At 48.8% G+C, this 20,736-nt stretch carries 10 protein-coding genes and 1 pseudogene; 8 read left to right on the top strand and 3 right to left on the bottom strand.

Annotation, left to right across the window (positions count from 1 at the left end; genetic code table 11):
- Positions 1-1,695 (bottom strand): annotated as a pseudogene (locus tag K2I50_RS00445) (hypothetical protein); the annotation flags it as partial.
- 19 nt (positions 1,696-1,714) lie between these two features.
- Entirely contained in the window at positions 1,715-2,584 is an 870-nt protein-coding gene (locus tag K2I50_RS00440) for a hypothetical protein (protein ID WP_301024286.1), read from the bottom strand.
- Between the two features lie 417 nt (positions 2,585-3,001).
- Here K2I50_RS00440 and K2I50_RS00435 point away from each other — a divergent pair, with 417 nt between their 5' ends.
- Positions 3,002-5,113 carry a glycoside hydrolase family 97 protein gene (locus K2I50_RS00435; protein ID WP_301024285.1) on the top strand — a complete coding sequence of 704 codons (2,112 nt, stop codon included), beginning with the start codon at positions 3,002-3,004 and terminating at the stop codon, positions 5,111-5,113.
- Between the two features lie 9 nt (positions 5,114-5,122).
- Here K2I50_RS00435 and dinB read toward each other — a convergent pair whose 3' ends face one another.
- Positions 5,123-6,193: a DNA polymerase IV gene (gene dinB, locus K2I50_RS00430; protein ID WP_301024284.1), complete on the bottom strand. Its 1,071-nt coding sequence runs from the start codon at positions 6,191-6,193 to the stop codon at positions 5,123-5,125.
- 143 nt (positions 6,194-6,336) lie between these two features.
- Here dinB and K2I50_RS00425 point away from each other — a divergent pair, with 143 nt between their 5' ends.
- The 7 genes from K2I50_RS00425 (at position 6,337) to K2I50_RS00395 (ending at position 19,648) form a co-directional block, all read left to right on the top strand.
- Positions 6,337-9,324 carry a PEP/pyruvate-binding domain-containing protein gene (locus K2I50_RS00425; RefSeq protein ID WP_301024283.1) on the top strand — a complete coding sequence of 996 codons (2,988 nt, stop codon included), beginning with the start codon at positions 6,337-6,339 and terminating at the stop codon, positions 9,322-9,324.
- Positions 9,325-9,338: 14 nt separating this feature from the next.
- Positions 9,339-10,703, top strand: a complete 1,365-nt coding sequence (locus K2I50_RS00420) for a hypothetical protein (protein WP_301024282.1) — start codon at positions 9,339-9,341, stop codon at positions 10,701-10,703.
- A gap of 26 nt (positions 10,704-10,729) precedes the next feature.
- The gene (locus tag K2I50_RS00415; protein ID WP_301024281.1) at positions 10,730-12,916 is read left to right on the top strand and encodes a S9 family peptidase; all 2,187 of its coding nucleotides are present in this window, start codon (positions 10,730-10,732) and stop codon (positions 12,914-12,916) included.
- A 169-nt stretch (positions 12,917-13,085) separates the two neighbouring features.
- Positions 13,086-14,408, top strand: coding sequence for a hypothetical protein (locus K2I50_RS00410; protein WP_301024280.1), 1,323 nt, complete (start codon positions 13,086-13,088; stop codon positions 14,406-14,408).
- Positions 14,386-15,312 (top strand): tRNA (adenosine(37)-N6)-dimethylallyltransferase MiaA, encoded by a 927-nt coding sequence (gene miaA / locus K2I50_RS00405; RefSeq protein ID WP_301024279.1) that lies wholly within the window; start codon positions 14,386-14,388, stop codon positions 15,310-15,312. The genes K2I50_RS00410 and miaA overlap by 23 nt, the downstream gene beginning before the upstream one ends.
- A 95-nt stretch (positions 15,313-15,407) precedes the next feature.
- Complete coding sequence (locus K2I50_RS00400) at positions 15,408-18,245, top strand: M16 family metallopeptidase (RefSeq protein WP_301024278.1); 2,838 nt, start codon at positions 15,408-15,410, stop codon at positions 18,243-18,245.
- Positions 18,246-18,589: 344 nt separating this feature from the next.
- Positions 18,590-19,648 (top strand): leucine-rich repeat domain-containing protein, encoded by a 1,059-nt coding sequence (locus tag K2I50_RS00395; protein ID WP_301024277.1) that lies wholly within the window; start codon positions 18,590-18,592, stop codon positions 19,646-19,648.
- Positions 19,649-20,736: the final 1,088 nt, after the last annotated feature.

The following is a 20,736-nucleotide window of genomic DNA, read 5'->3' as shown; positions in this document are numbered from 1 at the left end:
ATAATAATACTCCTTATCAAGAAATTCATCATTATCAAGATTAGTCGGATTCTGATATATTCTTTTGATTCTCAATCCGCCGGCAAGTTTGTTTGTCTTCTCATAAGTCAGCCCGTCGCGCAGCTCGGTTACGACTGATGAATAATCATGTCTTTCATATTCAAATCGTGTATATCCGTCAGTCGGATAGATTATTCTGTCCAGCATGCCATAACGCGATGTCTCACTGTCCTGAGACTGGTAATCCAGCCCTTTGTGATATCCCCATGCATCACTCTTTTCAAATGTCATTGGCGGAAGTTCATCAATACCATAAGTTACAAAACGATATTTATCTCCAAGCACATCATCAGTTATAGTGGTAAGAAACAGATAGTTCCCTTCATGATAGCTGAAATCAAGCCTGTGATTGAACTGATGCATCTTATAAAACTTTATCGTTGCAAGTTTCTTCCGTTGCAGAACTTCTAGACATTTCGGATACCAACAGTTGAAATAGTCAATGTGTTTATAGACATCCTCAAGCAGCGGCAGGAAGCGTTCATACCCCCATTCTGACAAACGGCTGTCGCATATGGTACGGAAATCATAATATTCGGAGTTATCATTGTCGTATTCAAACGATACAGAATCCTCATCAGATTCTATATCGGTAAGATATACCGGTAGTATTAGATTCCCATCGTAGGAGGGCCCGGTCTGTGCGCCTCCGCTTCCGCACTCTGAGTCGAGGAAGCCACCCGATGACAGTGTATACTGGTTCCAAAAGTATTTATTATATGTCATCTGGGCAATATATGGTCGGTCTGTAGTGTATTTGAATGTAATGGTACGTCCATCCACATACTTTACTTTTGTAAGATGCCATGCACCTGCTACAAACTGTGCGTTTGGTTTTGTGAAAAAAGGAATAGAGTATTCAATGGCTTCATTACTCCCGCCGAATACATATTCATTTCCAAATTCATCAATAATTGTAAATTTTCCGAATGATTTTGAATAACTATTTCCCGATATGCCTAAATAATCACGTGTGTTAGAGATATCAAGATCAAGAAGTCCGTAAGGATCTGTAAAATCGGATTCTGAACCTCCGAATACCACTTTGACATCACGATTACATCTTACTTTCCATTGGCCATCCTCTCCGAGAAAAAATGTTCCATGATAGTCCAGGAAACTGAAATTGAACATGTCCGGCTCGGTATCATCAAACAACCGGTTGGATTTAGCGTAATTATTGAGAACGGATGTTATTGATCCAGGATCATCATATGCAACATTTGCATATTGATGTCTATAATACCATCCATAATCACCATAATCAGTATATAGTGATACCGTGTTCATTATATTTGTTTCATCAGGAAGATCATTTCTTGACGCGGTGATAACACCTGCGCTTTTCAATGTCCATCCGGCTCCGACGATTCCCGCAGGCTGATAAGCCTTTATACCACTGCAATTATATGCGATAGAAATTGGCCATGAATGTCCCCCTCCGGCATTGACCGATACAAGCGGTAATTCTATGGAAGGTGTACCCGAGTATGGATTTACTGAGGCAGTGCCGTACTCGGCAAAAGCGGCAGTCGATGGAGAGAGTGATGCGGGAGGTGTCGGCATTAATAACTCATTCGACGCGGAAGCGGCCAGTCCCGTGAGGAGCAAAAGAGAGAGAATATGTTTTTTCATGACAAGTGGAGTGGAGGAGTTAGAATGTGAGTTTTTCTGTCTGTGCCGTGGTGCCGTCAGAAACGGTTATCTGATATTCTCCAGGTGGATATGACGATGTCGATATGACTGCTGAGTCGCGGAACTCGCCGGTGTGCCATACAATGCCGCGCACATCACTCACGATAACACTATAGGAAGATATCGCACCCACTGATGTGCCGGCTGTATTGATGATTATTGAATTTTCGCGGTAGATTATATCGACCGTAGGGGGCAATCCTGTATGCTGAGTCTCACGACTATTATGTGTCGGAGCGGCTTTACCCACATGCATGCGACTGAACGGCGACAGATTTGCAATCGCCTTGTTTCTATACATTTCTTCCGTTGCCAATTGATTTTTCCGTTCAGAGATAAGGTCAAGAGCAAGGATATCGCTCCCAATACCTCTGTACTCATTGTCATAATAAGATGAAACAGCCACCACAGCAATAGGGAATGGCGTATCTTTCTTATAATAACTGCGTAGTTCCTTTACTGTAATTCTGTTGAAATAAGGATTGTCGGATGGATAATGCAGAGTAGCGACAAACAGTTGCTTGTTCATCAGCGTATGCAATGTGTCACCCTCGACATTAATGAGCATACTTTCTGTAATATAATTTTTGGAACTACCTGCTGCACGACTGTCAACAACCCCTCCACATGGTTTTATAGTCGATGCGAATTCTCCGGGATAACCTACAGGCGCAGGAGATATGAATATATGGACATCTCTGCCTGTCTCTATCATATTAAGACGCAGGGAATCACCCTTGCATGAGAAATCGCAACGCATGTCAATAGTGGTCAAGTCGACCAGAGTATCTCCGTCCCACCGTAAACGGATATCATAGTCATGATTCACAATTTCTCCCCCCGAAAGGTCGGCTATTGAATCGCTTATACAGTCTGCCGAAATTTCAACCTGTACGGCAGTCAAGATGATTTGATTGTCATCAGTATGCGCCTGCATTATGACTGCGCACGAAAGCAACAAAGACATGGCACACATCTTTGCCGAAAATAGATATTTGCTGTGTTTCCCTATCATGGCAGGAGAGGGTTTTAAGGTTTTTTGCAAATATATGTGTTCGTCTATTAAAATGCAAATAAAATTCCGACAATTAGCACACATCCGATATAAACCACAGTATGTGGGTAATTTGGAAGAGGATTGTGCGCGGGGATTTTGGTATTTGTAGGGGAATGGCTAAATTTGTGAGTCTTAAAAAAATATGTCTTATTTAGCTCTATTCAAAAGTAACATTATTAATGTTCAAACATGAAAAAACATTTTGCATGGATTGCGGCAGCCGGTATCCTTACGGCCTGCTCGCAGGGTGGACCCCTACAGGTGAGTTCGCCCGATGGAAAACTTCTTGTGAATTTCAATCTCGAGGAGGGCGGGGCGCCCGCTTACAGCGCTTCGTTTGACGGGGAGGAGATTGTGGCCACCTCTTATCTGGGATTTCAGATGGAGAAATTCGGGGCACTTACCGACGGATTCAAGATGACCGCACACTACGAGTCGGAACACAATGAGACCTGGGCGCCTGTGTGGGGCGAGCAGGATTCGGTGGTCAACCACTACCGTCAGCTTGTGGTGGAGATGAAGAAAAAGACCGACAGTGTCGATGTGCTTCTCAATGTGGAGTTCCGCGTGTTTGACGAGGGCTTTGCTTTCCGCTACGTATTTCCCGAGCAGAAGACCAAGCAGTTTGTCATTGACCAGGAACTTAGCCAGTTTGCCATGACCGGCGACCATACCGCCTGGTGGATACCAGGCGACTACGACACTCAGGAATATGAATACACGCGTTCGCCGCTGAGTGAAATCTCCGAGCGTCATACCGCCGCTCTTGTGGGCAATGTGTCGACTTCGGCATTTGACCAGTGGGCTGTGCAGACGTCGCTCATGATGAAGACCGAGGGCGAAAAGCCGCTGTACCTCAACATCCACGAGGCTGCGCTCATCGACTATCCTGCGATGCATCTGCTTTACAATGACTCCAGCCGCACGTTTACCTCGGCCCTCACCCCCGACGGCAACGGGCATATGGCGGTAATCAACACACCGTTTTCGACGCCCTGGCGTGTGGTGATGGTAAGCGACAAGGCTACCGACATATTGTCGACACAGATTATCTATAATCTCAATGAGTCATGTGCGCTTGACGACACATCATGGATTCACCCCACGAAATACATGGGTGTATGGTGGGAGATGATTACCGGCAAAAGCGACTGGAGCTACACCAATGCCCACGATTTCGATCTCGCTACATTTGATTATTCCAAGGCCCGCCCCCACGGCCGCCACGGAGCAACGACAGAGAATGTGAAGCGCTACATCGACTTTGCTGCTGCCAACGGGTTTGACCAACTGCTCGTGGAGGGCTGGAATGTGGGCTGGGAAGACTGGCTCGGGCGCGAAAAGGACTATGTGTTTGACTTCGTGACACCATATCCCGACTTCGACATCAAGGCGCTCAACGACTATGCCCATTCCAAGGGTATCAAGCTGATGATGCACCATGAGACCTCCGGCTCGATTCCCAACTACGAGCGTCATATGGATGCTGCCTACAGCCTTATGAATGAGTATGGCTACGATGCCGTGAAGAGCGGCTATGTAGGCAATATTCTGCCCAAGGGCTCTTATCATTACGGTCAGCCTCAGATACGCCACTATCTCGACGCCATCAAGCGTGCCGCCGACCACAAGATAATGGTAAATGCACATGAGGCTGTCCGTCCGACCGGACTTGCGCGCACATATCCCAACCTCGTAGGCAACGAGAGCGCCATGGGCACCGAATACCGCAATATGACTCCCGGTCATGTTACCATTCTGCCGTTTACACGTCTGAAGGGTGGTCCGATGGACTTTACTCCTGGTATTTTCGAGATGGACCTCGGCAAATTCTCTCCCGACAAGACCCACAAGCGCGCCACTGTGGCCGGTCAGCTCGCTCTCTATGTTACCATGTATTCGCCTCTCCAGATGGCGGCCGACATGCCTGAGCATTATGCAGAGAAGATGGATGCATTCCAGTTTATAAAGGATGTGCCTGTCGACTGGAGCGAGAGCCAGTATCTTGATGCTGAGCCCGGCGAGTTTATTGTGGCCGCACGCCGTGCCAAGGGTGGCGACGACTGGTATGTAGGAGGTGTCACCAACGAAGAGGCGCGCGATGTGGATGTGTCTATGTCGTTCCTGAAACCGGGTGTCACCTATCAGGCTACATTCTATACCGATGCTCCCGACGCAGACTGCGACAGCAACTCAGCCGCCTACGATATCCGCAAGGAGACTGTGACCTCGCGCACCGTATCGAAAATACATATGGCACGCGGAGGCGGATTCGCAATATCGATTGTGCCTGTGAAATAACGGAGGCAATCAGTACTCTCCGAAATCAAATTCCAGCTGCACCGGCCCGTTGCCATGGTCCTTGACCACAGGATTGGCCACGGTAATCCCGATAAGGCGCACTTTGTGGCCATCGAAGTCGGTGTCGGCAAGCAGCGATTCAGATATCTCGCGCAGTCTGTCATCATCCTCAACCGGGTGGGGCAGGGTGCGCGAGCGTGTTATCTGGCGGAAATCGTCATATTTCAGTTTCAACACCACGGTACGCCCGCGAAACTGCGAGCGCTCCATGCGTCGCATCACGTCGCGTCTCACTCCGTTGAGTTCCATGGCCAGTATGCGGCGGTTGTCGGTATCCTCGATGAATGTTGTCTCTGCACCTACCGATTTACGGGTGCGCTCAGTCACTACAGGACGGTTGTCGATGCCGCGCGCGTAGAGATAATAGTCGTGGCCCGCTTTTCCGAAATGGCTCACGAGTCGCGCCTCACTTTGGCTACGCAGGTCGGCTCCGGTAAAGATACCGATACGGTGCATGCGCTCGGCTGTTACTTCACCTATGCCGAAGAATTTCTCAACGGGCAATCCTGCCACAAAATCGTCGATATCCGACGGTGTGATAACCGTCAGTCCGTCGGGTTTGCGGTAGTCGGATGCGATTTTTGCCAGCATCTTGTTGACCGATACACCGGCCGATGCAGTAAGGCCCGTGACCTCTGCTATACGGCGTTTTATATCGCGGGCCACAATCGTGGCCGACGGGTGATGGCTTACGTCGAGAAACGCCTCGTCGAGCGAGAGAGGCTCGATAATAGGGGTATAGTCGAGGAATATGTTGCGGATTGCCTCGGATACCGCCTTGTATGCCTCAAATCGGGGCTCGACAACAATCAGACCGGCACATCGTCTTTTTGCTGTGGCGACAGCCATGGCCGAGTGGATGCCGTAGGGCCTTGCCTCATAGCTTGCGGTAGCGACCACGCCGCGCGGTCCGTCGTGACCTACCACTACGGGGCGCCCCCGTAGCACTGGGTTGTCGCGCTGCTCGACCGATGCGTAGAAGGCATCCATGTCTACATGTATTATTTTTCTCTGGGCCATAAGTGCTGCAAAATTATAATATTTTTGTCGTCCGTGTATATGAGAGAGTGTTATATAACAATATACAGGCTATAAGGCGAAATTGTGGGTTTGTCGCACGTTTATTTTTATTATCTTTGTGGAGTGTAATCTCTTACCGGAACATGAACGAGGAAAGTCTTAGCCAGTTATATCTGAAAGATACAGCATTTCAGAATCTTATGCAGCGCCGTATTTTCAATGTGCTGCTTGTTGCGTCGCCTTACGACGCTTTTATGATGGAGGAGGACGGACGAGTCGAGGAACAGCTCTACTTTGAGTATGTGGCCCTCAACCTGAGTTCGCCTCCGCGTGTCACACGAGTGTCGCGCCCAAGTGAGGCTGAGGAGCTGCTTGCCACAAAAAATTTCGACCTCATAATAATGATGCCCGGCGTTGACCTGAGCGAGACTTTCGAAGGCGCCAAGAATCTGAAAGCGATAAATCCCGACATCCCTATAGTTGTACTGACACCATTCAGCAAGGAGGTGTCGCGGCGCTTGTCGAATGAGGATTTCGCAGGCGTCGACTATGTGTTCTCGTGGCTCGGCAATGTCGACCTGCTCCTGGCTATAATCAAGCTCCTTGAGGACAAGATGAATGCCGACAACGATATAAACGAGGTCGGTGTGCAGATGATATTGCTGGTAGAGGACTCTGTAAGGTTTTATTCGTCGGTGCTCCCTACGCTTTACAAGTTCCTGCTGAAGCAGTCGCTGATATTTTCGACCGAGGCTCTCAACGAGCATGAGCAGATGCTGCGCATGCGCGGACGTCCTAAGGTGATGCTCGCCCGTGATTACGAAGAGGCTGTAGAGCTGTATGAGCGTTATGGCAAGCATATGCTTGGAGTAATCAGCGACGTGTCGTTCAGGCTGGGCGGGGAAAAAGACAGCCAGGCGGGCCTGAAACTGGCCGCCTATCTGCGTGGCCGCGACCCTTATCTCCCGATTATCATAGAGTCGAGCGAGGAGGAGAACCGTAAGCGTGTCAAGGAGTTCGGCTGTCAGTTTATCGATAAGAACTCAAAGAAGTTTCCTGTAGACCTCGGTAGCGCCATAATGCGCGATTTCGGATTCGGCGACTTTATTATCCGCGATCCGGAGACCGGTGAAGAGATACTGCGTATCCACGACCTTAAGGACCTACAGCATCATATATTCGACATCCCGGCCAAGTCGCTGTTTTATCATGCGAGCTACAACGATATATCGCGCTGGCTCTATTCGAGAGCGCTGTTTCCCATTGCCGAGGTAATCAAGGGCCACCGCTTCAAGAGCATAGAGGAGGCTCCGGCCGTGCGCCAGTTGTTTTTCGATTTAATCGTGAAATACCGTAAGATGAAAAACCGCGGCGTGGTGGCCATATTCCGCAAGGACCGTTTTGACCATTATTCCAATTTCGCCCGCATAGGGCAGGGTTCGCTTGGCGGCAAGGGGCGCGGTCTGGCTTTCATCGACTCGATTATCAAGAAAAATCCTGTATGTGACAATTTCGACGGTGTTACGCTCACGATACCGCGCACGGTGGTCATATGCACCGATATCTTCGATGAGTTTATGGAGAGCAACAACCTGTATCCGATAGCTCTTTCCGACCGTCCGGACGAGGAGATACTGAAGGCATTTCTAAGCGGACGCCTGCCGGAGCGCCTTATCGAGGATTTCTTCGCTTTGTTTGAGGTCGTCGACAAGCCATTGGCTATACGCTCGTCGTCGCTGCTTGAGGACAGCCACTATCAGCCGTTTGCCGGGATATATTCGACCTACATGATTCCCCATGTATCAGACCGCTACGAGATGCTTGCCATGCTTTCCGATGCAATCAAGGGGGTGTATGCCTCGGTGTTTTATGCCGACTCAAAGGCATATATGGCTGCGACCCAGAATGTAATCGACCAGGAGAAGATGGCTGTCATAATCCAGGAAGTGGTAGGCCGCAGGGTGGGGGACTATTATTTCCCGTCATTCTCCGGAGTGGGACGCTCGCTGAATTACTATCCTATCAACGACGAAGTGCCTGAGGACGGTGTGGTCGAGACTGCTGTCGGTCTCGGGAAATACATAGTCGACGGCGGATTGAGTCTGCGGTTCTCTCCGCGTCATCCCGACAAGGTGCTTCAGACCTCCGAGCTGTCGCTGGCTCTGCGTGATACCCAGACGCGTTTCTACGCTCTTGACATGCGCGAGCAGATGATATCCGACTTTAAGGTCGACGATGGGTTCAATATAGCGCGTCTGCGCATACAGGATGTCGCCAAATCCGGAGCGCTACGTTATATGGTATCGACGTATGATCCGTATGACCAGATGATACGTGACTGTGACGAGGGGGATGGACGCCGTGTCGTCACATTTGCCAATGTGTTGCAGCACAGAGTGTATCCCCTGGCCGGGCTGACCGATTTCATGTTGTCGAAGGGCTCGGAAGAGATGGGACGCCCTGTGGAGATTGAGTTTGCCGGTGTAATTGATGTGAATGATAAATCAAAAGGTATTCTTTACTGGCTTCAGATACGTCCGATTGTGGAGCGCAAGGAGATAGTCGACGAAAGTATACTCGGCCTCCCCGACAGCTCTCTTCTGTTGCGCAGTAACGCCGCCCTGGGACATGGCACAATCGAGAATGTGAGCGCCATAGTCTACGTGAAGCCACAGGGCTTTAATTCGGCAAATAATTCACTTATAGCACGGGAAATTGAAAAAATAAATCGTAACTTTACAGAGCGTAACGAAGGCTACGTGCTCATAGGTCCCGGTCGGTGGGGATCAAGCGATACGGCTCTGGGTATTCCGGTCAAGTGGCCCCATATATCCTCAGCCAGGCTTATTGTCGAATCGTCGTTGTCCAATTACCGTATCGAGCCGAGTCAGGGCACACATTTCTTTCAGAATCTCACCTCGTTCGGAGTCGGTTATTTCACTATCAATCCGTCGAGCAACGATGGATTCTACGATGTGGACTATCTTGACTCCCTGCCGGCAGAGTATGACAGCCAGTTTGTGCGCATTGTACGCTTTGACACTCCTCTTGCAATCGGTATAAACGGCCGCAAGGGTGAAGGGGTGGTAGTCCGTCCGGGTGCAGGCGTACAGAATGACATGACCAACTAACAAGACACGATGCAATGGCAATGAACTCTTTTTGGCGCGCTTTAGGATTCCGGTCGCACGACGATGATATTGATGAACTGGCCGATTGTCCGTCGGCTCTCCCTATACAATCCTCCCGTCATGTAGCCGAGCCTGATGATACGCTACAGGATACAACTCCGGCAGAGGATGACGGCTCTCTCTCCGCCGATACTTCTTGTGCAGAGAATCCGGAACCGTCGGAAGATGCCTGCGCCAATGAACCTGAATCATTCCCCTTGAATATATTTGATTCGCTGCTGGAAGTGTTCAACGAGGCCCAACCCGACTTTATACGCAAGTGTCTGGATATGGATGCCCAGCGACGTTATCTTTACAATTGCGTTGACGCGTCATTCCGCGACTATATCCTGCGCATAAAAGATTCTGCACGCGATGAGGCCTGCCGGGAGCGTGACAATGAGCACCGTCGCATGACCGAGGAGATTGACAATCTGCGCGGACAGGTAAAGGACAACGGTAAGACGACCGACGATCTGAAAGCCGTGCGAGCGAGTGCCGACCGGCAGAAGCGCACGTTCAATGAACGCATACGCGACCTCGAGAGACAGCTGGCGGCAGCGATGGCCGAAAAAGAACAATATGATCTTGAGGTAAAAAGCCTCATGAACAAGCTCAAGGTACAGCAGGTGCAGCAGTCGGAAGTACAGGAACTCGACGAATTGCGCACTCGTCTGGCTGATGCCAACAAGCAGATTACCGCGATGAATGCCGCCAGTGCGATGCGTGAGACCTCAGACGCTGCCTCACGTCGAGAGATAGAATCGCTGCGTGCCAAAGTAAAAGAACTCACATGTCAGCTCGATGAAGCCCGGGAAGATGGCGGGGCAGCGAAAGATTCCGCCGCCGAGAGTGATATCCTGTTGCTGAACAGGCGTCTTGCCGAGGCCGAGGCCGCGATGAAAGCATCGGAGCAACGTCTCGTCGATGCTGAGTCGAAAGCCCGCAATCTTCAGGCGCGCCTTGATGAGGCAGAAGCGGCATTGAAAGATATTTCAGACAGGAGAACCGATGGTATGTCAGTCGCTCCTGATATTGCAGGCTCCGGAATGCCATCTGTCGAGCGCCATGATATGGAGCATTCAGAAAATCAATCGTCGGAACCGGTATCCCAACCGTCGGAGACGGCTCCAAGAAAACGACGCGGACGACCCAAAAAAACTATGCCCCGCATATCGGCTATAGATGAGTCAATGGACTCTACCGAATGGCTTGTTGCCACACCGCCGGCCGGCGTGGCTGTGAAGGTGGCTCCGCCATCCGATCCTGCATTCGGCTACCAGGAGCCTCCGCGTAAGCCGCAGCCTCCGGAAAATGATGCCCAGATGCTGCTTTTCTAAAAACATTAATGACAATAATACCTCCTATGATATCCCGAATTATATTATCCGCAGCTATACTTTGTGCGCCATCCATATACGCCGCTTCGGTAAAAAGTTCCGATATAGCTCCGTATGTGTATCCGCAGAATGCCCCCGATGCTCCGCAGGCCATGGCTTTCGGTATCGACGGCAAGACTTATACGGCGCTCGCCGACGGTGGAAAGAGACTTGTACGGTATGATATACGTACCGGCAAGGAGATTGCTACCGTGATTGATGTAAAAACCACACGTGACAATCAGATTCAGCAGATTGCCGGCTATACGTTCAGTCCCGACGAGAGTTATGTACTCGTGTATGCGGAAAAGGAACCGGTATACCGTCGTTCGTTTACCGCTGAATATTACATATATGAGGTAAGACACAATGTGTTGAGCCCGCTTTCGACAAAGCATCCCCGCCAGCGTGCACCACAGTGGTCGCCCGACGGACGTATGATAGCCTTTGCGGCCGATGGAAATATATATATATCCAAGCTGGATTATCTCACCGAGGTGGCTGTAACTGCCGATGGCGCCAAGAACAGTGTTATAAACGGCGTGCCCGACTGGAGCTACGAGGAAGAGTTCGACACCACATGTTCTATGGCATGGGCTCCTGACAACACTACACTCTGTTATCTGAAATATGATGAGTCGGCAGTGCCGTTGTATTCTTTCCCATTGTATCAGGGCACCTGTAATCCGGATGACGCATATGCGCTTTATCCCGGAAACTACTCTTACAAATATCCCGTTGCAGGAGAGAAGAACGTGACTGTGTCGCTTCACAGCTACGATGTGGATCTCCGCAAGACCAAGACAATCTCTTTTTCGGATTCCCGAATCGAATATATACCGCGTATTGAGTATGCACCGTCGTCTGACCGTCTGATGGTAACTACTCTCAACCGCGCTCAGAACCGTATGGAGATTTATTCCGTAAACCCCAAGTCGACAGTGTCGAAGTCGGTATATGTCGATGAGTCACGTACCGGATGGATTGATCCGATGGCCTACGAGGGTATGAAGCTGCTGCCTGAGGGATTTGTAGTAATGTCGGAGCGCTCGGGATTCAATCATCTGTATCTTTACTCATATGCCGGTGCGTTGCAGCGACAGATTACATCGGGCGACTATGATGTCACTGCCTACTATGGATATGATGCCAAGAGTGGCACACATTATTATCAGGCGGCTTCGACATCGCCTCTTAGCCGTGTTGTAAGCCGTATAGATGCCAAAGGTCGTGTAAGTCATATCTCTCCCGAAAACGGCACGTCGGCAGCCGTGTTTACTCCCGCTATGGACTTATGTGTGCTCAGCTACAGCAATGTCACCGCAGCGCCGGTGTATACACTTGTAACTCCGTCAAACGGCAAGAGCGTACGTACGCTTGTCGACAATAAAGAGTATATGGCGCGTTATCCCCGCCTGCCGCGTAAGGAATTCTTTACGATGAATTCCGATGGATATACTCTTAACGGCTACATTCTGCGTCCGGCTGATTTTGATGCTTCGCGTCGCTATCCGGTGATTATGTACCAGTATAGCGGACCGGGGTCGCAGGAAGTGCTTGACCGCTGGCGTATGGACTGGGATTATTTCTTTACTACCCAGGGATATGTGATAATATGTGTCGACGGACGTGGTACAGGCGGACGCGGTACCGCATTCAAGCATACTGTATACCGCCGTCTGGGCCAATATGAGACTATCGACCAGATTAATGCCGCACGATATGCTGCATCGCTGCCTTTTGTCGACAGTAACCGTATCGGCATATTCGGATGGAGTTATGGCGGATATGAGGCTCTGATGGCCGCTTCTGAAAAGGGTGCTCCGTATCGTGCGGTAGTAGCTGTGGCTCCTGTGACCTCATGGCGCTACTATGACACGATATATACCGAACGCTACATGCTTACCCCTGCGGAAAACTCTGAAGGATATGATCTTGGCGCGCCAATCAACCGCACCTCGTCGCTCGCCGGCGATTTGCTGATAATGCATGGCACGGCCGATGACAATGTTCATCTGATGAATACGATGCAATATGTATCGGTGCTTGAGTCTCAGGGTAATACGTGTGACATGCTGCTGTTCCCCAATATGAACCATTCGATATATGGCTGTGGCGCGAGAGCTGTAGTGTATCTCAAGATGCTGAAACATTTTGACCGATCGATGCGTTAAGAAATCTGTCCCGATTTCACCATAGTCGAGCGCAGACTAATTCTTAGTTTTGTTATTTGGCTGAAAATCAGGATAGAATATATGCATTGTTTTAAAAAATCATCTCATCAGACTCTGATTATGTTGCCTGTCGCATGACCGGCGAATAGCAATTATTATCGATTACATAATGGAACAAAGACGATACCGTGCAAACTCATACGCAATCCACGGCCTTTGGCTCAACTGGGCCTTGTCGGTAGGGGCGCTTGCAGCTACATTGTTTTGTGCTCTGTTTATTTCCAAACTTTGGTTGCCGGCTGTGGCGCTCGGTTTCCAGTTTCTGCTTATGGGCCGTCTGCGGGTCATAAAGGACGGGAGCTGCTCTTCTTGTGCGCTCATACCGTATGTTGTAATCCGTATATTGTTTATAACTGCTGTGATGATGGTGGCGATAAATTTCTATTGCCTGCATTTTGTCGACCACGCTCTGCTTGAATCGGGGGTTGTAAATATTAATATACCGTATATCACTGTGCTGATAATAGCTCCTGTCACTTTTATTGTTAGTACAGTGGCATATTTCCGCAACAATTCACTGTCGGTGTGCTTTGAGTGTCATGCGCATTTTGGCCGGTCGAATGAGCGTGGATTCCTGGGTAAGATATTTTCCCGCGAGGGGCGTTTCCAGTTGCGCATGCTTATGCTTGCCTCGCTTATTATTTCAGTCTATGCCTGGGCATATTATTTCTGGCGTTACTCCAATGTCAACTACAATTCGGCCGATATATTCTTTTATATATGGATTCCTGTGATTTTGTATGTGTTGTCGCTGGTGAATCTCGGTATCCGTTATGTGTCGATTGATGCGTTTTACCGTAAGAATATTGCCGGAGAAGCCAATGACCATGTATCATCGACTCTGATAAGATATATCATTTTGTGTGGCGACAATATGTTCCTGCATATCGGAGGAACTGACGATCTGGAGACCAAGGCCGACACTCCGGCACAGAGTTATATCCCATATAGAGAGCGTGTCAGCGAGTATGATGCCATAAATACTTTCAGCGGTATTGTGGGTAATGCTTTCCGTCCTAATCTGCGTTTCCTTTACGAGAACTCCAATTTTCATATCGGCTGCAATATATTCCACTATATATGTGTGCTTGACTCGGCATCGGAATTGCATGGCAGCGGTCTTGAAGGTGAGTGGTTTACGCAAAGCGAACTGTTGCGTATGGTGGAGAACCGCGAGGTGTCGCCGATGCTTATCAGTGAGATAGAGCGTCTGTATACTGTAATCATGGCTTTCAAGACTTACGATATCAGTGGCCGGCGTCTGTATGACATAAAGCATTACAAGCCATCTTTCCGTCTGCATGATATAGCCAGTCTGATTGTCGACTACAATGATCCGCAGTGGTTGTTTGTGGCCAAGGACAACGAGGACCGTCCATTCTTCTATTTCAAACGTTTCTGGCGCCGATATGTCCGTGGTATATCCGACTGATTGCAATCTGCTTGTAGTGACCGGGCCTACGGCTTCGGGAAAGACGCGCCGTGCGGTGGCGCTTGCCCGTGAATTTGGCGGTGAGATTATCAGCGCTGATTCGCGGCAGTTGTATCGCGGCATGGATCTGGGCACCGGCAAAGACTTGGAAGAGTATGGCGAGGTGCCATATCATATGATTGATATATGTCCGGCAGGATATAGGTATAATCTGTATGAATACGTGCGCGACTTCGGCAAGGTATATGCCGACATACGCTCGCGCGGCCGCTTGCCTATATTGTGCGGAGGCACCGGACTTTATGTGGAGACGGTGCTGAAAGGCATATCCCTTCCGGAAGTCCCGGAAAATCCAGCGTTGCGCCGGTCGCTTGAGGGTAAGTCTCTTGAAGAACTTACCGGGATATTGAGCGGGATGAAGGAGCTCCACAATGTGACTGACGTGGATACAGCCAAGCGTGCTATACGTGCGATAGAGATTCAGACTTATTATGCCGAACATCCCGAGCAGGCTGAACTGACACGTCCCCATCCGATAGAGAATGCTGTGGTGATTGGTGTGGATATTCCTCGCGATGACCGTCGCAGGCGCATATCCGAGCGTCTGGTTGCCAGGCTTGAATCAGGCATGGTAGATGAGGTGCGCCGTCTGATTGATATCGAAGGTGTAGACCCGGAAAACCTTATCTATTATGGACTGGAGTATAAGTTCCTTACGCTTTACATTACAGGCCGGATGACTTATGACGAGATGGTGCGCGGGCTTGAGACTGCTATCCACCAGTTTGCCAAACGTCAGATGACATGGTTTCGTGGAATGGTCACAAGAGGAACTGACATACACTGGCTTCCATACGATATGGCTGACGATGCATTTTTGTCGGCTGTAAAGTCGTTTTTATGACGTACAGACTTGTTTTTGCGATAAAAACAGTAACTTTGCTGACGATAAATCGGTAATATAATCCGCATACATATAATTTCACACATTTATACGTAATGAAAAAGTATTTTAAACCATTGCTCTTATTTGCTTCGGCGGTGGGAGCCCTGTTTTCATTTGAAATGCATGGACAGATGCCGCAGTTGCCTCCGATTCCTGTCGACAGCGCCGTGCGTATCGGTCATCTTGACAATGGCCTTACATATTATATCCGCCACAATGAATATCCTAAGGGACAGGCTGATTTTTATATAGCGCAGAAGGTAGGCTCTATTCAGGAGGAGGATTCACAGCGCGGTCTTGCCCATTTCCTCGAGCATATGTGCTTTAACGGGACTAAAAATTTCCCTGGCAACGAGCTTGTAAGCTGGCTTGAAAGCGTGGGTGTGAAATTCGGTCAGAATCTGAATGCATACACATCGGTCGACAAGACGGTATATAATATGTGTAATGTGCCTGTGGCGCGCGAAGGTGTGCAGGATTCCTGTCTGTTGATTCTCCATGACTGGGCCGATGACCTGCTGCTTGACCCTGAAGAAATTGACAAGGAGCGCGGGGTAATCCACGAGGAGTGGCGCCAGAGCAATGTCGGACAGATGCGTATCATCGAGCAGTTGCTGCCGGTCATGTATCCCGACAGCAAGTATGCCTATCGTCTGCCGATAGGCACGATGGAGGTTGTCGACAACTTCCCCCATCAGGTGCTGCGCGACTATTACGAGAAATGGTATCGTCCCGATCTGCAGGGTATAGTGGTGGTAGGAGATATCGATCCTGACCGTATCGAGGCCAAGATAAAAGAGATTTTCAGCCCGATTGCCACTCCGGCCAATCCTGCCAAGAGAGAATATTATCCGGTGTCGGACACTCCCGGCACTATATATGCCATAGGGAAGGACAAGGAGATGCCGTATAGTGTGATGCAGTTGATGTTTAAGCACGACGCTACTCCCGATGAGGCCAAGAAGAACATGGATTACATGATGGAGGACTATGCTGTGTCGATGATTGTATCGATGCTCAACACTCGTCTTTCCGACCTCATATCCAAGCCGGAGTCGCCGGCAAGTATGGCCCAGGCACATTATGGCGATTTCTTTATGGCCAAGACCAAGGATGCATTCTATCTGCTGGCGCTCCCTAAGGATACCTGTGCGCTTGAGGCTCTTGCCACGGTATACCGTGAGGGATTGCGTGCAGTGCGTTCGGGATTTACCGCTACGGAGTATGACAGAGCCCGCAGCGAATTTCTCTCGCAGCTTGAACAACGCTATACCAACCGAGCTACTCAGACCAATACGTCGCTTGTCAACAGCTATGTTGCCAATTTTACCGACGGTGAGCCAATACCCGGTATCGAGAATGCGTATACCATTATGTCGCAGCTTGCCAATCAGATACCTGTAGAGGCAATCAATATGATGGCATCTCAGCTCATGCCTGCCGACAACCGTGTGCTGCTTGCCATGTTCCCTGACAAGGACGGTATTACAGTTCCTACCGAACAGCAGTTTGCCGAAGTGCTTGCCGCTGTCGACGCCGAGAATATAGAGGGATATGTAGACAATGTAATCAACGATCCGCTTATCGCACAGCTTCCCGCTCCGGGTAAGATTGTCTCGACAGATACCGATAAAGTATATGGCGCTACTGTGTGGACTCTTTCAAATGGTGCACGTGTCGTGGCCAAGCCTACCGATTTCAAGGCCGGCGAGATTCTTTTTGCCGCACGTGCGTTAGGCGGCACATCTACTCTTCCCGATAGCCTGGACGCTGATTTGCGCTATATGGATGTCACTCTTTCGCAACTTGGTATGGGTCCGTATGACAATGCCGGTCTTGGAAAATTCCTTGCAGGCAAGCAAGTGTCGGTTCAGCTTGAACTCGACAGCTATCTGCGCAATCTTTCCGGCTCGGCAGTGCCTAAGGATCTCGGAGTGCTGATGGAGATGATCTATGCATTGTTTACCGACGCCACACTGTCGGCCGATGAGTTTGAGGCCGGTAAAAATATGATGCGCTCGATGCTCCACAATCAGGAGGCCGATCCAAAGTATCAGTTCTCCAAGCAGCTGCAGGAGCATCTGTATGCTTCGCCTCGTCGTCATATGATGGATATGGCTGTGATAGATGGCGTGGACCGCAGCCGTTCGCTTGAAATCGTGAAGGATGCTCTCTCGAATGCCGGGGAATATACATTCTATTTTGTTGGCTCATTCGAGCTTGATTCGCTTAAGCCTCTGGTAGAGCAATATATAGCTTCGCTGCCTGGAAAGGCCGTTGAGCGCAATCAGGTTGTTTTTGACCCGTCGCTCGGTGTGACCAAAGGGGCCGGCACAGAGATTGTGAAGCAGGCTATGGAGACTCCTACTACCTATGCGGCAGTACTGCTCACGGGTAATGTACCGTATACCTCTAAGGAGCAGAAGCTGGCAAGCATAGCGGGACAGATATTGAGTGCCCGTCTGATAAAACTTGTGCGCGAGGAGCTTGGTGCGGTATATTCAATCTGGGCCAATGGCAATCTGGGTCGTTTATCAGACCCCAATGCTTCGCTTCAGTCAGTGTTCCCGATGAAGCCGGAGATGCGCGACCAGGTGCTCGGTATAATTGCCGCGCAGATTGAGGATATGACCGACCCGGCCAATATCACAGCAGAGGAACTTGCTAAAGTGAAGGAATTCATGCTCAAGAATGCCGAGGAATCTCTGAAAAAGAATGATGCACTTCTGGGCGCCATGCAGGGATATCAGCTCGTTCCGGTAGATACATATCTTGATGCCTCGAATACGATAAACTCCATTACTGCCGCTGATGTGGCAGAGTATATGAAGGCTCTGTCCGACCAAAACAATTACCGTGTGTTCTTGATGGAACCCGAGGACGGTAAGTGAAAATGAGTTAATGCGGTTTTATACCATAAGTGGTGTCCGGTGTGCGTAAGTGCATCGGACACTGTTTTTTATGGCAGCGATGAAGCCTTTTTCCGTGTGAAATTTAAAAGCATTTTAAGAAACTGTTTTAATTCATATCACTTTGTTTTTGAGGAGTCTGCCAGTGTATTTTTGTTCGCTCTTCAGTCACGTAGCTACGGCTACGCTCCTTCATCGCCAACAAAAATACATCTGACATTCTCTATCAAAATCTGTATCATATAAATTTAAACAGTTTCTAAAACCTTTTTTAGCGAGCATTGTTTTAAGGGTATAAAAACTTCTAACTCAACTATTCAAAGTTTATGAAAAAAGCTCTATTTCTGATTGCTCTCATGCTGGGTAGTGTGACTGCTTTCGCACAGAAAATGAACAAAAACGAGGTGAAACAGCTTCAGGCCTTTGCCGCTCAGACCTCAGAGAAGGGTGGCACCAATGGTGAGGCTCTTAAAATCACGGATATGTCGTCTCCTTCAACCTGGGAAGGCATTACTGTTGAGAACGGTCGTGTCGTTGCCATCCAGTGGAAGGACAAACACCTCGCAGGCGAGTTGAATCTCTCGGGATTTACTGCCCTTAAGAAGGTTGATGTGTCGCGTAATGCCATTACATCAATCAATGTTACCGGCGATGCCGCTCTGTCCAACCTGAACGCAAGCCGTAACAAGCTCTCCAATCTTACTTTGAGCGGCAATACTGCTCTTACAGATCTTTCGATTTACCGTAATCGTCTGACTGATGTGAATCTTACAAATACACCTCTGCTTACCAACCTGAATTGCTCAAACAATCTCTTTGTCGAGCTGAGTGTGGCTAATGCTACAACTTTGAAGACTCTTAATTGCCAGGGATGTCATCTTGAGGCTCTTAATGTGGAAGGATGCGCCCAGCTGAAGAATCTTTATTGCGGCTACAACAAACTTACTACTATCAATCTTTTCGGTGTCGAGAATCTTACCAATTTCAATATCGATGACAACGAAATCAGCAATCTCATCATTTCCGGTCTGCCTTCGCTCAGTACTTTCATCTGTTCTGACAACCGTATGAACACTCTGGCGCTGCGCAACTGTAATGCACTGATTGATGTAGTTTGCTCGTATAATGACCTTACTCAGCTCTCAGTCGACAATTGCCCCAATATCCAGTATGTAGACTGCTCTTACAATGACCTGACATCGCTCACTCTGAGCAACCAGACATTCCTGCAGCGTCTGATTTGCAACAACAACCAGCTGACCATGCTTGATGTATCGTTTGACTCGGCTCTTACTTACATCAACTGCCGCTACAACTACATTACCGACTTCCGTACTATCGGTTGTAGCAATCTGTCAATGGTGGCATGTCAGTGGAACTATTGATATCCGCTTGGCCCTCGCGGCAGCTCCATCCTCTCTTCTCCCTCGTCACGATAGCTTTTTAAGCCGCGAAGGGGTTGAGAAATCCCTGAAAGGCTAAGTCTGGACAGCAGACCATAAACCATATTTTACTTGCGAAATGGATGCACTTCATTGAGGTGCATCCATTTCTGCTGTCTGTCAGGATGACGGGTATCGCCGACGATGTGAATGGAGTGCAATTTTCAAGTCTTGTAAATAAAGCCCGTAAGGTTAATGGGGTGCAATTTGCGACTTTAGTAAATATTGCCGACGAAAGTGACTTTCCTGTCGGCTTGGTAAATATTATCAAGAAGGGGGAAAGGGGTATTTCCGTGACTTATGATTTGTTGGGAAACACTTTACTGTCATTCAGGTAGGGGGGCAAATACACTTACGGTATATCTTTTCAGATTCTTACAGTTCTGAGCAGATATTGCCTGACAGTCATCTTTGGAGAAAGAATACAAACAAGAATATTCAACAGATATATATCGGGTATCAAATAGGCTTGCAGTACATATTCTGACATCAAAAAGAAGAATTCAGGTGAATCTACATCAGGATTATGTAAGTGTCATTAAACTAATGGTTAATGGCACTTTTTCTTTGGGATTACGGTATTTATTTAAAAGTGCTATAACGGGTTACATAACGGGTGACTCGGGAGCAACATTGCTGAAATATCAAAAAAGTTATTAACTTTGCAGAGCAATTCACAAAGAATTGCGGTGTAAATGAATTGTAAACCGACAGCAAAATTCAGCGCATCCCCGATTGTGATTAACTGGGGATATCTTGAAAACTGGAAGAGTACCGCTTCAGTAGACGGCTCGATATAGAGAGTCGTATCCGGCCATTTCCGCAGGTCGGAGTTTTTCCGTTATCACATTTTATAATAAAATTCCCATATGAACAATCACCGATTGCTCACAGGGCTGTTTGTCGCAGCCTTGTGGAGCGGCGGAGTGTGTGCTGTCGGTCAGACCAAGCAGATGTTTACAATCGAAGACCTGTTTGAGGTTGCTGAAACAAACAGTGCGCAACTACGCCCGTCATTATCCGCCGAAGAA

It is taken from the genome of Muribaculum sp. (assembly GCF_029051885.1).
Classification (GTDB): Bacteria; Bacteroidota; Bacteroidia; order Bacteroidales; family Muribaculaceae; genus Muribaculum.
This window is presented reverse-complemented; position numbering and strand designations above follow the sequence as displayed.